At 67.5% G+C, this 13,119-nt stretch carries 13 protein-coding genes; 11 read left to right on the top strand and 2 right to left on the bottom strand.

Going from position 1 to position 13,119, the window contains the following annotated elements; genetic code table 11:
• The first annotated feature begins 157 nt into the window (after positions 1–157).
• Positions 158–1,222 (top strand): maleylacetate reductase, encoded by a 1,065-nt coding sequence (locus FOB72_RS19335; protein ID WP_150374360.1) that lies wholly within the window; start codon positions 158–160, stop codon positions 1,220–1,222.
• 23 nt (positions 1,223–1,245) lie between these two features.
• A complete protein-coding gene (locus tag FOB72_RS19330; protein WP_150374359.1) occupies positions 1,246–2,115 on the top strand; it encodes an NAD(P)-dependent oxidoreductase in 870 nt (289 codons plus the stop codon).
• 16 nt (positions 2,116–2,131) lie between these two features.
• Here the strand turns inward: FOB72_RS19330 and FOB72_RS19325 are convergent, their stop codons facing one another.
• Positions 2,132–3,058 carry a LysR family transcriptional regulator gene (locus FOB72_RS19325; protein ID WP_150374358.1) on the bottom strand — a complete coding sequence of 309 codons (927 nt, stop codon included), beginning with the start codon at positions 3,056–3,058 and terminating at the stop codon, positions 2,132–2,134.
• A 138-nt stretch (positions 3,059–3,196) separates the two neighbouring features.
• On the opposite strand from FOB72_RS19325, the gene FOB72_RS19320 reads away from it, so the two are divergent.
• From FOB72_RS19320 to FOB72_RS19280, 9 genes are read left to right on the top strand one after another with little or no spacing between them, the layout of a single operon-like run.
• Positions 3,197–4,546, top strand: coding sequence for an amidohydrolase family protein (locus FOB72_RS19320; protein WP_150374357.1), 1,350 nt, complete (start codon positions 3,197–3,199; stop codon positions 4,544–4,546).
• 9 nt (positions 4,547–4,555) lie between these two features.
• Entirely contained in the window at positions 4,556–6,088 is a 1,533-nt protein-coding gene (locus FOB72_RS19315) for a sugar ABC transporter ATP-binding protein (RefSeq protein WP_150374356.1), read from the top strand.
• A 1-nt stretch (position 6,089) separates the two neighbouring features.
• Positions 6,090–7,118: an ABC transporter permease gene (locus FOB72_RS19310; RefSeq protein WP_223851697.1), complete on the top strand. Its 1,029-nt coding sequence runs from the start codon at positions 6,090–6,092 to the stop codon at positions 7,116–7,118.
• The gene (locus FOB72_RS19305; RefSeq protein WP_150374355.1) at positions 7,115–8,095 is read left to right on the top strand and encodes an ABC transporter permease; all 981 of its coding nucleotides are present in this window, start codon (positions 7,115–7,117) and stop codon (positions 8,093–8,095) included. Before FOB72_RS19310 ends, FOB72_RS19305 begins: the two co-directional genes overlap by 4 nt.
• 33 nt (positions 8,096–8,128) lie before the next feature.
• Complete coding sequence (locus FOB72_RS19300) at positions 8,129–9,094, top strand: sugar ABC transporter substrate-binding protein (RefSeq protein WP_150374354.1); 966 nt, start codon at positions 8,129–8,131, stop codon at positions 9,092–9,094.
• Positions 9,095–9,121: 27 nt separating this feature from the next.
• The gene (locus tag FOB72_RS19295; RefSeq protein WP_150374353.1) at positions 9,122–9,997 is read left to right on the top strand and encodes an intradiol ring-cleavage dioxygenase; all 876 of its coding nucleotides are present in this window, start codon (positions 9,122–9,124) and stop codon (positions 9,995–9,997) included.
• A complete protein-coding gene (locus tag FOB72_RS19290) occupies positions 9,994–10,296 on the top strand; it encodes a Dabb family protein (protein WP_263364822.1) in 303 nt (100 codons plus the stop codon). The genes FOB72_RS19295 and FOB72_RS19290 overlap by 4 nt, the downstream gene beginning before the upstream one ends.
• Positions 10,297–10,304: 8 nt before the next feature.
• A complete protein-coding gene (locus tag FOB72_RS19285; RefSeq protein WP_150374352.1) occupies positions 10,305–10,589 on the top strand; it encodes a YciI family protein in 285 nt (94 codons plus the stop codon).
• Positions 10,573–12,267 carry a GMC family oxidoreductase gene (locus tag FOB72_RS19280; RefSeq protein ID WP_223851696.1) on the top strand — a complete coding sequence of 565 codons (1,695 nt, stop codon included), beginning with the start codon at positions 10,573–10,575 and terminating at the stop codon, positions 12,265–12,267. Before FOB72_RS19285 ends, FOB72_RS19280 begins: the two co-directional genes overlap by 17 nt.
• Here FOB72_RS19280 and FOB72_RS19275 read toward each other — a convergent pair whose 3' ends face one another.
• On the bottom strand, positions 12,268–13,116 hold the full coding sequence (locus FOB72_RS19275; RefSeq protein WP_150374350.1) for an SDR family oxidoreductase: 849 nt from the start codon (positions 13,114–13,116) through the stop codon (positions 12,268–12,270). It lies immediately after the preceding gene.
• Between the last annotated feature and the right edge of the window lie 3 nt (positions 13,117–13,119).

Genomic DNA, 13,119 nt, shown 5'->3' with positions numbered 1-13,119 from the left:
CGGACCGGCACGATGCCAATTATCCGGTCGGATAATGACAATACCGGCCTGCCCGATTTTTCCACCAGGCTGAAGACTGTTTTTCGCAAGCGGTGTTTCCTTCCACCGGCAGGAAATATAAGGTCTAAGCCGGAGACAAATAGAACGGATACGCACAATGCAAAGCTTTACGTACGAAGCCCACGCGGCACGCGTCGTCTTCGGAGCCGGTACCGTCCGGCAGGTCGGTGAGGAAGTCGACCGCCTCGGCTGCACCCGGGCGCTGGTCCTGAGCACACCCAACCAGGCCAATGCGGCCGAAAGCGTCGCCGCGCAGCTGGGTACCCGCAGTGCCGGCGTCCATGCCGGCGCCGTCATGCACGTCCCCATCGACATCGCCCGGCAAGCCGTCGAACGTGCCAACGCGGTCGGCGCGGACTGCATGGTGGCCATCGGTGGCGGTTCCACGACCGGGCTCGCCAAGGCCATCGCGCTCGAGACCGGCCTTCCCTATATCGCCATCCCGACCAGCTATGCCGGCTCGGAAATGACCCCGATCTACGGCCTGACCGAAGGCGGTCAGAAGCGCACGGGCCGCGACCTTCGCGTGCTCGCGCGCACCGTGATCTACGACCCCGAACTGACGTACGACCTCCCCGCCCAGCTGACCGTGACCAGCGGCCTGAACGCGATCGCCCACGCGGCGGAAGGGCTCTACGCGCGCGATGCCAACCCCGTCATGTCGCTGATGGCCGAGGAAGGCATCCGTGCGCTGTTCGCAGGCATCCCCGCCGTGGTCGCCAATCCGCGCGATGCCGAAGGCCGCGCGCAATGCCTGTACGGGGCATGGCTCTGCGGCACCGTGCTCGGCAATGTCGGCATGGCGCTCCACCACAAGCTGTGCCACACGATCGGCGGCAGCTTCGACCTGCCGCACGCGGAAACGCATACGATCGTGCTGCCCCATGCGCTCGCCTACAACGCCGTGGCGGTGCCGGACGCCATGGCCCGCATTGCCCGCGCCATCGGCGGCGACGCCGCGGGCGTCCCGGGAAGGCTGTTCGATATGGCGGCGCGACACGGCGTGCCCACTGCCCTGCGCGATATCGGCATGCGCGAGGCCGATATCGAGGTCGCACTGGAACGCGCGCTGGCGAATCCGTACTGGAATCCGCGCCAGATCGAGCGCGAGCCGCTGCGGGCGCTGATTCAGGCCGCATACGCCGGGACGCGACCCGACTGACAACATAACCAGGAGCGAGACAAATGAAGATTGCATTCGTTGGCACCGGCAAGATGGGCCTCCCGATGGCCCGGCACCTCGCCCATGGCGGCCACGACGTCGTGGTATTCGATATCGCCCCCGCGCAGGCCGACGCGGCCCGCGCCGCGGGCCTGACCGTCGCGGCCTCGCTGGCCGAAGCGGTCGGCGGCGCCGACGCCACATTCAGTTCGATGCCGCACGACGCGGCCTTTGCGGCCGTCTCGGGCCAGGTCGCGGCCGCCGCCAGGCCGGGCACCCTCTATATAGATACCAGCACGATTTCGCCCGCCGCCTCCGCGGCGGCCGCCGAAACGCTGGCCGCGCGCGATATCGGCTATCTGCGCGTGACGGTGTCCGGCAACAACCATATGGCCGAGGCGGCCAAGCTGACCTCGATGGTGTCCGGCCCCGCGCGCGCCTACGAACGCGTGCAGCCGCTGCTCGCGCTGTTCGGCCCGACGCAGTTCTATCTGGGCGACGGCGAACAGGCCCGGCTGATGAAGCTCGTGATCAACCTGCTGATCGGGCTGACCTCGGGCATGCTCGCGGAAGCGCTGACGCTCGGGAAGAAAGGCGGCCTCGACTGGCAGGCGATGTGGGACGTGATTGGCGCGAGCGCGGTGGCGTCCCCGATCGTCAAGGCAAAGTCGGCGCAACTGTCGGTGCACGACTACACGCCGACGTTCACGGTGGACCAGATGCTCAAGGACGTCGGCCTGATCCTCGACGCCGGCGCGGACCTGCGCGTGCCGATGGGGCTCACCGCCCTGCTCGGCCAGATGCTGCAGGGTGCCGCGGCGCAGGGCTTTGCCGGGGACGACTATGCGGCGGTGATCAAATCGGCGGGTCGCGCCGCGGGCCTGCCGGGCTAGGCGCGCCGGACAGCGCTCAGCTGGTCCACTTCCGCTCGTAATCCATCCGGCGGAAGTTATCGACCAGAAACTCGATGAACAGCCGGATCCGCGCGGGCAGGTGCGCGCGGTTCTGGAACGCGATGTTCACGGTCAGGCGCGGCAGATCCCAATCATCGAGCACCGGCACCAGCCGGCCCGCGACGATATCGTCGTAGATGATGTACTTGGGCTGCACGAGAATGCCCATGCCCTTGAGCGCGGCCGCGCGCAGCACCTGCCCGTCGTTCGACTCGAATGTGCTGCGGACATTGATCACGCGTTTTTCCCCGTCGTCCTCGCCACCGCGCGTAAAGATCAGCTCGTTGGGCCGGTTGGCATACGAATAGATCAGCATCGCATGATGGGCGAGGTCTTCCACCGTGCGCGGCGTGCCGCGCTGGTCGAGGTACTTGGGCGAGGCCGCGAGGATCCGCCGCGTCTGCGCCAGCCGGCGAACCGTCAGGTTCGAATCGGGCTCGAACTCGCGCGTGCGAATCGCGAGGTCGATCCCGCTGTCCATGATGTCGTAGTAGCGGTTGGCGGCAATGATATTGACGCTGACCTTCGGATAGCGCGCCGTGAACTCGGGCAGGATCGGCGCGATATGGATCATCGAGAACGACAGCGAGGCTGTGACCGTCAGCGTGCCGCCGGGCTCGAGCACGTTCGCGCTGACGTCCGCCTCCGCCTCCTTCATTTCCGCGAGCAATTCCTTGCAGCGCCGGAAGAACTGTTCCCCGACCTGCGTCAGATAGAGCCGCCTGGTGCTGCGCTCGATCAGCCGCGCCGATAACCGGCGCTCCAGCGAGTTCAGATACCGGCTGGCCGCGGCATTCGACATTTCGAGATTCTCGGCGGCCCGGGTCAGGCTGCCCAGTTCGGCCGTCTGTACGAACAATTCGATCTCGGTCCAACGATCCATGATGTGGTCTCCACCTTTGCCGCTATTTTCTCGCCAGGCGGAAGAAAGATTTCCTCTGGCATCGTTTTTTTTCGATTTGGCGGAGTATAGACTGCTTTCAACCGGCCGATCACGATGCCGGACGAGGAGACAAGAACGATGACGCGAACGCTCATACGCGGGGCGACGCTCGTCACGATGGAGGCCGAACCTGGCAACCCGTGCGGCGTGACGACCGGCGATCTGCTGATCGACGGCGACCGCATCGCGGCTATCGGCAAGCATCTCGACGCGGAAGCCCCCGCGATCGACGCCGAAGGATTCATCGTCACGCCCGGCTTTGTCAACGCCCATATGCATACGTGGCAGACCGCCCTGCGCGGCGTCGCGGCAGGCTGGACGCTGACCGAATACTTCCGGCAGATGCATGCGGGACTGGCCACGCGCTTCACGCCCGAGGACATCCATATCGCCACGCTCGTCGGTGCCTGGAACCAGCTCGATTGCGGCACGACGACGCTCGTCGACTGGTGCCACAACAACCCGACGCCCGCGCATAGCGACGCCGCCATCGATGCGCTGCAGGCATCCGGCATCCGCGCCGCGTTCTTTCACGGTTCGCCCAAGCCCGATCCGAAACCTGGCGTCGCGCCGTTCTGGGAAACGCCCCATCCGCGTGCCGAGGTCGAGCGCATCGCGCACCGGCTGCAAGGCGATGCCCGCGTGAGTCTCGGCCTGGCGATCCTGGGCCCGCATTACTCGACCATGGACGTGGCGCTGCACGACTTCGCGCTGGCGAAGGAGTTTGGCCTGATCGCGAGCATGCATCAGGGCGGCGGCGCGGCCCGCACGCCCGAAGGCTGGGAGCGCCTGGAAGCCGCCGGCCTGCTCGGGCCCCAGATCAATATCGTGCACGGCAACAACCTCACGGACGCGCAGCTGGCGCGCTTCGTCGCGGCCGGCATGAGCTTCTCGGTGACGCCCGAGAACGAGCTCACGCAGGGGCACGGGTTTCCGATCACGGGGCGCCTGCGCGCGCTCGGCGCGGCGCCGTCGCTTGGCGTGGACCTGGAGTCCGGCCTGTCGGGCGAGATGTTCGTGACCGCGCGGATCGCGCTCGGCGTGCAGCGCGCGCTCGATCATGCGGCATATCGCCGGGCGCACGATGGCATTGCCGCCCAGCACGACGTGAGCTGTGCCGACGCGCTGGCATGGATCACCGTGGAAGGCGCGCGGATGCTCGGCATGTCCGACCGCATCGGCTCGCTCGCGCCGGGCAAGCAGGCGGACCTCGTGATGATCGACGCGCGGCGCATGAACATGTTCCCCGTGCACGACCCCGTCAGCGCGGTCGTGATGCAGGCGAGCCTCGCCAATATCGACAGCGTGTTCGTCGGCGGGGTTGCCCGCAAGCGTAACGGCCAGTTGCTCGCGGACGGACTGCCCTCCGCCCTGGCGACGCTGCGCGCATCGGGCGAACGGCTGCTGCAGCGCCATACCCATAAGTAGGAGGAGACCATGAACGCAATCTGCGACGCGCCGCCGTCGGCCACACCGCCGCGCGCGCCCTTACTCGAGATGCGCGGCATCTCGAAGACCTTTCCGGGCGTCAAGGCGCTCGACGACGTGTCATTCTCGGTTTATCCGGGCGAAGTCCATATGCTGCTCGGCGAGAATGGCGCGGGCAAATCGTCGCTGATGAAGGTGCTGTGCGGCGTCTATGTGGCCGATGCCGGCGCGTTCTATCACGAGGGCCAGCCCGTGAGCGTGGCAAGCCCCTCGGACACGATGCGCCTTGGCATCGCCGTGATCTTCCAGGAATTCTCGCTGGTGCCATACCTGAACATCGCGCAGAACATCTTTCTCGGCCGCGAGCCGCGCGGCTGGCTGCCGGGATCGGTCGATCACAAGGCCATGCATGCGGAGGCCCGCCGGCTGCTCGACATGCTGGGCATGGACCTGTCCACGCACACGCTCGTGCACGAGCTCGGCGTGGCGCAGCAGCAGATGATCGAGATTGCCAAGGCGCTGTCCCAGAAGGCGCGCATCCTCGTGCTCGACGAGCCGACCGCGGCGCTCTCCGACCGCGAAACGGAAAAGCTGTTCGAGGTCATCGGCCGCCTGAAGGCCGACGGCGTCTCCCTGATCTATATCTCGCATCGCATGGCCGAGGTCTTCGCGCTCGGCGACCGCATCACGGTGATGCGCGACGGCCGCAAGGTCGGCAGCTACCTGCCCGGCGATGCCACGCCCGACGAGCTGGTCGCGCGCATGGTCGGCCGCAAGGTGGACATGACCTATCAGCGCACGCGCGGCGGGCCCACCGGCGACCTCGCGCTGGAGGTGCGCGGCGTGAGTGCCGCCAACGGTATCGAGGGCATCAACCTGAATGTGCGCGCCGGTGAAATCGTCGGGCTGGCCGGCCTTGTCGGGTCGGGCCGCAGCGAGGTGGCGCGCGCGATCTTTGGCGCCGATGCGATCCGCGAGGGCGAGATCCGCATCTTCGGCAAGCCGATGACGGGCGGCCCCGAGAAGGCGCGCGCGCTGGGCGCCGCGCTGATCCCCGAGAGCCGCAAGACCGAGGGCCTCGCGCTGATCCGCACCGTGCGCGACAACCTGATGCTGGCCGGCCTGGGCCGCGCGTTTCCGGCGCGCTGGTACAGCGGCCGCAAGGCCGACGTGATGTCCAGCCGCGAGATCGAACGGCTGCGCATCGCCACGCCGAATGGCGACCAGCTCGCGCAGAACCTGTCGGGCGGCAACCAGCAGAAGATCGTCATCGGCAAATGGCTGCTCGCGGAATCGAAGCTGTTCATCTTCGACGAGCCGACGCGCGGTATCGACGTGGGCGCCAAGGCCGAGATCTTCGCGCTGATCGATGGGCTCGTGAAGGACGGGGCCGCGGTGCTGCTGATCAGTTCCGAGCTGCCCGAGATCGTCAACGTCTGCGATCGCACGTACGTGATGCGCGAGGGCCGGATCGCCGGCGAACTCGACTACACGCAAATGACAGAGGAAAGCGTTCTGCAACTGGGGATGAACGATGCCTGACATGCCTGATACCCGCCCTGCTCCACAAGCCATCCTGCATCCCGATGCCATGTCGCTGACACCCGCCACCCCACGCGCTGCCGCTCTCGTGCCCACCGCCGGCCTTGCGGGCCGCATTCCCGGCGCCGCATGGGTGCTGCTATTGCTGATCGCCGCCTTCAGCGTATTCGGCTCTGGCTTCCTCAGCGTGGCCAACCTGCTCAACGTCGGCACGCAATCGACCATCCTGCTGCTGATTGCATTGCCGATGACGCTGATCATCATGACCGAAGGTCTCGATCTGTCGATCGGGGCGGTACTGACGCTGTGCGGCGTGGTGCTGGCCATGGTCAACATCTCCACGGGCTCGGTATCGCTCGCGCTGCTCGCCGCGCTGGGCGTCGGCATCGCGTTCGGGCTCGTCAACGGCGGCCTGGTCACCGGTCTCGGCATTCCGCCGTTCGTGGCCACCCTGGGGACGCTCGGCGCCGCGCAAGGCCTCGCGCTCGTGCTGACCGATGGCCAGAGCGTGGTCGGCATCTCGGACGCGATTCCCGACCTCTACGCGGGCGAATGGCTCGGCGTGCCGATTCCGATCTATATCGCGGCCGCCAGCTATGCGCTGTTCCACTGGCTGCTCTACCGCACGCGCTTCGGCACCTACGTATTCGCACTCGGCGGCAACCGCGAGGCGCTGAAGTTCGCGGGCGTCAGCATCCATCGTTACCTGATTGCCGTGTACGTGCTCGGCGGCGTCATGGCCGGGATTGCCGCGCTGCTGCTGACCGCGCGCATGAACGCCGGGCATCCGACGGCCGCCATCGGCATGGAGTTCGACGCGATTGCCGCGGTGGCCGTGGGCGGCACCACGTTCGATCGCGGCAACGGCTGGCTGCCCGGCACCGTGCTCGGCGTGCTGGCCGTCGGTGTGCTGCGCAATGGCCTGAACCTGCTGGGCGTGCCATCCGCGGTGCAGGTGGCGGCCATCGGTCTGCTGGTGCTGCTCGTGCTGCTGATCGAATCGTTCAAGAACACGAAGGAGCGCGCATGACCACGACCACCACCGCTGGCGGCGCCGCGCCGCTGTCCCTGTCCTCCGATGCGCGATCGCTCGTGTACCGGCTGGCCGCGCTCGGCGTGCTTTGCGCACTGCTGGCCGTCGCCTCGGACGCGTTCCTCACCACCGGCAACCTGATCAACGTGTTGCGGCAGGCAAGCCTGCTGTTCCTGCTCGCGTCCGGGCTGACGCTCGTGATCCTGACCGGCGGGCTCGATCTGTCCGTCGGGGCCAATGTGGCGATGTCCGCCTGCCTGGCCGCGAGCGTGATCAAGGGCACGGGTTCCCCGCTGCTCGGCGTGGCCGTCGGCCTCGGCTGCGGCACGCTCATCGGGCTGGCCAATGGTCTGCTCGTGGCCAAGCTGCGCATACCGCCGTTTATCGCGACCTACGGCATGTTGTGGGTGCTGCACGGCCTGACCTACTGGTTCATGGCCGGTGAAACGATCCATGGATTTCCGCCCGAGTTCCGCGCCATCGGCAGTGGCTACCTGTGGGGCGTGCCGATCCCGGTGTTCCTGATGCTCGCATTCCTGTTCGTCGGCATCGCCGTGGCGCAGAAGACCACGTTCGGGCAGGAGATCTACGCCATCGGCGCCAACCCCGTGGCCGCGCGCCTCTCGGGCGTGCCCGTGAGCCGCCGGCTGATTCTCGTCTACGTGATCAGCGGCGCCATGGCCGGACTCGCAAGCCTCGTCTTCCTCGCGCGGCTGAATTCGGCCGAAGGCGATATCGGCGAGGCGCTGACGCTGCCCGCGATCGCGGCCGTGCTGATCGGCGGCACCTCGCTGTTCGGCGGCGTCGGCCGTGTCTCGGGCACGCTGATCGGCGCGATCATCCTCACGCTCGTGCTCAACGGCATGAACCTGCTGACCATCAGCGCGAACTGGCAGCCGCTGGTCACGGGCGTCATCGTCGTGCTCGCGGTGTTCTTCGACACGCTGTCCCGCCGCAGAAGCGGAACGCGCTGATTTCACACAACCATACGTAAAACGGAGACTGACATGCCCAAGCATATCCTCACGCTGACCGGTGCCCTTGCGATGTCGCTGCTCGCGATGTCCGCCGCGCATGCGGACGGCGAGAAAATCGCGGTGTTCACGAAGAACCAGACCAACCCGTATTTTCAGGCGCTGCGCCAGGGCGCCGATGCGGCCGCGAAGGATCTCAACGCCAAGGTCACGCACTACATCCCGACCAAGCCGGACAGCATTCCCGAGCAGATGAGCCAGATCGAGGATGTGATCATCAAGAAGGCCGATGCGGTGGTGTTCGTGCCCGTGGACTACAAGGCGATGGGCCCCGGCGTCAAGAAGATCAACGCCGCGAATATCCCGGTGGTGAACGTGACCGATCGCAGCGAAGTGGGTAACTTCGTCGCGTTCGTCGGCGCCAGCGACTACGAGCTCGGTCTGAAGACCGCCACGCACCTGTTCAAGGCGATGGGCGGCAAGGGCAACCTGATCCTGCTCGAGGGCGTGAAAGGCTCGGCCACCAGTATCGACCGCACGCGCGGCGTGCGCGACGCGCTGAAGGCGTTCCCGAACATCAAGCTCGTGGCCTCGCAGCCGGCCAACTACCAGCGCCTGCAGGCCCTGCAGGTGATGGAGAACCTGATGCAGTCGTACCCGCAGATCGACGCGGTGTTCGCGGCCAACGACGCCATGGCGATCGGCGCGATCGAAGCGCTGCAGGGCGCCAATCGCAAGGCGCTGGTGTCCGGCATCAACGGCACCAAGGAGGCGGTCGATGCGATCAAGGCCGGCACGCTGCTCGCCACGGGCGACTACAACGGCTTTATCCAGGGCTGCCTCGGCACGATGACCGCGATCCGCAAGCTGCGCAACCTGCCGGTGAAGACCGAGATCGTCCTGCCGGCCACTGTGATCGACAAGACCAACTACCAGTCGGTGGACATCCCCGCGGACAAGCGTACCTGCCCGCGCTGGGAAGACGTCGACAAGGCGTAACCAACCCTTTCATCAGGAGCGACCATCATGCGCAACCTCAATGAGGAGACCATTACCCAGGCGGTACTGGCGCGCAACCACGACATGAAGGACAGCCGGCTCAAGGAGATCATGACGAGCCTGGTCCAGCATCTCCACGCGTTTGCCCGGGAAACCCGGCTGACCGAGGAGGAATGGGCCGCCGGCATCCAGTTCCTGACCGAGGTGGGCCAGACGTGCACGCCGACGCGGCAGGAGTTCATCCTGCTGTCGGACACGCTCGGCCTGTCCACGCTCGTGACCGCGCAGAACCATCGCAAGCCGCAGGGCTGCACGGAGGCCACGGTCTTCGGGCCGTTCTACGTCGATGATGCGCCCGACTACGCGCTGGGCGCGGACGTCGGCAACGGCATGGCCGGGGAACCGTGCTTCGTGAGCGGCCAGGTGCGCAGCATCACCGGCGAGATCGTCCCCGGTGCCAAGCTCGAGGTCTGGCAGGCGGACGCCGAGGGCTTCTACGACGTCCAGCGCGACGGCGGGCCCGCGCAGGGCCGCGGCACGCTGCTGGCCGATCCCGAGGGCCGCTTCCACTTCAAGTCGATCGTCGCGGAAAGCTATCCGATTCCGCACGACGGGCCGGTCGGGCGCATGCTCGACGCCATGGGGCGCCATCCGTGGCGGCCCGCGCATCTGCACTTCATGGTATCGGCGCCGGGCTACGAGACACTCGTCACGCATGTGTTCCGCGAGGGGTGCCAGTATCTCGACTCCGATGCGGTGTTCGGCGTGCGCTCGTCGCTGATCGCGGACTGGGTCGAGCATCGGCCGGGGCGCGCGCCCGACGGCAGCGAGTCGGCGACGCCGTTCTACACGCTCGACTTCGACTTTATTCTCAATCCGGTGACCAGGGAGGCAATCGCGTGACCGTCAAGCACATCGTGATGTGGAACCTGCGCGGCGAGAGCGAGAGCGACAAGCTGTCGGCCGTCGCGCAACTGAAGGCCGCGTTCGAGAGCCTGCGCGGCAAGATTCCGGGGCTGCTGCACCTCGAGATCGGTGTGGATTCCAGCCGCGTCGACTATGCCTGCGACGTGGTGCTCTACTCCGAGTTCGACTCGCAGGGCGCGCTGGAACAGTACGCGGTGCACCCCGAACACCAGCGCGTGAAGCGCGAGCTCGGCGATTTGCGCATTGCCCGGTATCAGGTCGACTATCAACCCTAGGAGAAACCATGTTCTACGTGATCCACGCGCTGGACAAGCCCAACGCGGTGTCTGTGCGGCTGGCCAACTACGAAGCGCACAAGGCCTATCTGTCCCAGGCCACGCTCCGCACGCTCGTCTCCGGCCCGCTGCTGGCCGACGATGGCGAAACGATGATCGGCTCGTTCTTCCTCGTCGAGGCCGACCGCAAGGAGGATGTCGTGGCGTTCAACGCCAACGATCCGTTCGCGCATGCGGGACTCTGGCAGCAGGTCAATATCCACCCGTTCAACAAGCGTGTCGACAATCGCTAGGACGCGGTATCTGATCGTCGGCGGCGGCACGGCGGGCGCGGTGCTGGCCGCGCGGCTGTCGGAGGATCCGGCCGCGACGGTGGTGCTGCTCGAGGCCGGCGCCGATGTGCGGCCCGATGCGATTCCGGCCGATATCGACGATGCGTTTCCGAGCGCGTCGCTGAACCCGTCGTATTTCTGGCCGGGACTGCGGGCGCGGCGGCGCGTCGGTGGCGACGAGTTTCCGTATCCGCAGGCGCGCATCCTGGGCGGCGGGTCGAGCATCAACGGTATGTGGACGCTGCGCGGGCTGCCGTCCGACTACGAGCGCTGGGTCGATGCCGGCGCGGGTGGCTGGGGGTGGGACGATGTGCGGCCCTATTTCGAGCGCGCGGAGGGCGATGCCGGACGCGATGGCAGGCCCGGCAGCGATGGGCCGTTCGCCGTGAGGCGGGCGCCGCGCGCGGAGTGGCCCGGTATCGCGATTGCGATCGAGGCGGCGGCGCATGCGCGCGGGCTGGCGACGATCGACGATATCAACGAGCGGCCCGGATGCGGTTTCTTTGCCATGCCCTATGCGGCGCGCGACGGTCGCCGCTCGTCCGGGGTGTCGTGCTATCTGACGGCCGCGGTGCGCGCGCGGCCGAACCTGACGATCGTGACGGATGCCACGGTGCTGCGGGTGGAGGTCTCGGACGATGCGGGCGTTCGGCGGGCGACTGGTGTCACGTACCGGCGGGGCGAGACCGGGGGCGATGCGGCGATTCGGCTCGACGCCGATGAAGTCGTGCTGTGCGCGGGCGGCGTGCATTCGCCCGCCATCCTGCTGCGGTCGGGCATCGGCGACAGCGACGCCTTGCGTGCGGCGGGCATCGTGCCGCGCTGGCACCTGCCCGGTGTGGGGCGTCAGCTTCAGAACCACCCTTATCTGCAATTCGCGCTCACGTTGCCGCGGCATGCGCGGCAGTCGTCCGCGGTGCGCACGTTTGCCTGCGCGGGGGTGCGGCATTCTTCCGGGCAGCCGGATTGCCCCGAGGGCGACCTGATCCTGTCGTTGCTCGGGCGCGTGGGGCCCCGCAGTTTTGGCACCGATCTCGCGATGGTGAGCGCGGCCCTGTATGCGCCCTATTCGCGTGGATCGGTGCGCGTGACGTCGCCCGACGCAGATGCGCCGCCGTCGATCGATTTCCGGTTGCTCGACGACCCACGCGATGCGCCGCGCATGGTGCTGGCCGCGCGGATGGTGGAGGCGTTGCTGGCTTCGCCCGCGATGCGGCGCAGCTATCACGACGCGTTTATCCTGCCGCCCGTGATGGCCGCAAATCAGTTCAACCGGCCGGGCCTGGCGGGCACGCTCGTGGCGGTGGGGGCGAAGCTCGCGCTCAATGCGCCGGCACGGGTGTCGCGCCGGGTGATGGCCAACGCGCTGAAACCGGGGCGCTGGATCGGCCAGCAGCGACTGACCGACGAGGAGATCCTCGGCGCCGTCGCGCCGATGGGCCATCCGACGTCCACTTGCCGCATGGGGCGGGCAGACGATCGCCAGGCCGTGGTCGATGCCCGTTGCCGGGTGATCGGCATCGATGGCCTGCGCGTGGCCGATGCGTCGGTCATGCCGTCCGTGCCGAGCGCCAACACGAACCTGCCGACGATCATGCTTGCGGAGAAGGCGGCGGATCTGATTCGGATGCGGGCGTAATCAGCCCCGGCTGCCCCGTCGGGCCGAGGCCTGTTGCCACTGGGCCTCGGTCCATTGCAGCAGGTCTTCGGCCCCCGACGTGCGCAGATGCTGCCCGCCGTCGATGGCGATGACCTCGCCGTTGATATAGCCCGCATGATCGGACAAAAGATAAGCCGCCAGGTTGGCCAGTTCCCCATGCTCGCCCACGCGCCCGAGCGGGTTCGTGCGCGCCGGATCGACGGCCGCGCGGCTGCCCGTCGGGTCGAGCCCGGCCCCCGCGCCCGCGGTCGGGAACGGCCCCGGTGCGATGCCCACGGTGCGGATGCCATGCGGCCCCCATTCGACCGCAAGGCTGCGCGTCATCGCCTGGACCGCGGACTTCGCCATCGCCGACGGCACCGTGAATGCCCGCCCCGTGCGAACCGACGTCGACAGGATGCTCAGCACCGTCCCGCCCCGCCGCGCATCGATCCATCGCCGCCCCACCCCAAGCGTGCAATACAGCGCGCCATGCATCGTGACGCCCAGGATCGCATCCGCCGCGCGGGCCGAGAGCTGCTCCGTGCGCGCGATGAAGCTGGCGGCCGCATTGTTGACCAGCGCGTCGAGCGGCCCGGTCTGCCAGATCGACGAAAGCATCCGGTCCACGGCCTCGGGATCGCGCACGTCGCACACATGGGTCTCGACCGTAGCGCCGAATGCGCGCTGAACGTCCTCGGCAAACTCGGCAAGCACAGCCTCCCGCCGGCCGCAGACCACCAGTTGCGCCCCGAGCGAAACGAGCCGCCGCCCGATGCTCGCGCCGATACCGGTCCCGCCGCCCGTAATCAGCACGCGCCGCCCTGCAAACAGATCAGACACGAACATCGG

Origin of the sequence: Cupriavidus pauculus (assembly GCF_008693385.1) — a bacterium.
GTDB lineage: Bacteria > Pseudomonadota > Gammaproteobacteria > Burkholderiales > Burkholderiaceae > Cupriavidus > Cupriavidus pauculus_D.
The sequence above is the reverse complement of the archived record's forward strand: the minus strand, read 5'-3'. Positions and strand labels throughout refer to the sequence as shown.

What these genes read in the sequence shown, in the direction of transcription:
- FOB72_RS19335 (WP_150374360.1), top strand. Translation starts at nt 158, where the DNA reads ATGCAAAGCTTTACGTACGAAGCCCACGCGGCACGCGTCGTCTTCGGA.
- FOB72_RS19330 (WP_150374359.1), top strand. Translation starts at nt 1,246, where the DNA reads ATGAAGATTGCATTCGTTGGCACCGGCAAGATGGGCCTCCCGATGGCC.
- FOB72_RS19325 (WP_150374358.1), bottom strand. Translation starts at nt 3,058, where the DNA reads ATGGATCGTTGGACCGAGATCGAATTGTTCGTACAGACGGCCGAACTG.
- FOB72_RS19320 (WP_150374357.1), top strand. Translation starts at nt 3,197, where the DNA reads ATGACGCGAACGCTCATACGCGGGGCGACGCTCGTCACGATGGAGGCC.
- FOB72_RS19315 (WP_150374356.1), top strand. Translation starts at nt 4,556, where the DNA reads ATGAACGCAATCTGCGACGCGCCGCCGTCGGCCACACCGCCGCGCGCG.
- FOB72_RS19310 (WP_223851697.1), top strand. Translation starts at nt 6,090, where the DNA reads ATGCCTGATACCCGCCCTGCTCCACAAGCCATCCTGCATCCCGATGCC.
- FOB72_RS19305 (WP_150374355.1), top strand. Translation starts at nt 7,115, where the DNA reads ATGACCACGACCACCACCGCTGGCGGCGCCGCGCCGCTGTCCCTGTCC.
- FOB72_RS19300 (WP_150374354.1), top strand. Translation starts at nt 8,129, where the DNA reads ATGCCCAAGCATATCCTCACGCTGACCGGTGCCCTTGCGATGTCGCTG.
- FOB72_RS19295 (WP_150374353.1), top strand. Translation starts at nt 9,122, where the DNA reads ATGCGCAACCTCAATGAGGAGACCATTACCCAGGCGGTACTGGCGCGC.
- FOB72_RS19285 (WP_150374352.1), top strand. Translation starts at nt 10,305, where the DNA reads ATGTTCTACGTGATCCACGCGCTGGACAAGCCCAACGCGGTGTCTGTG.
- FOB72_RS19275 (WP_150374350.1), bottom strand. Translation starts at nt 13,116, where the DNA reads ATGTTCGTGTCTGATCTGTTTGCAGGGCGGCGCGTGCTGATTACGGGC.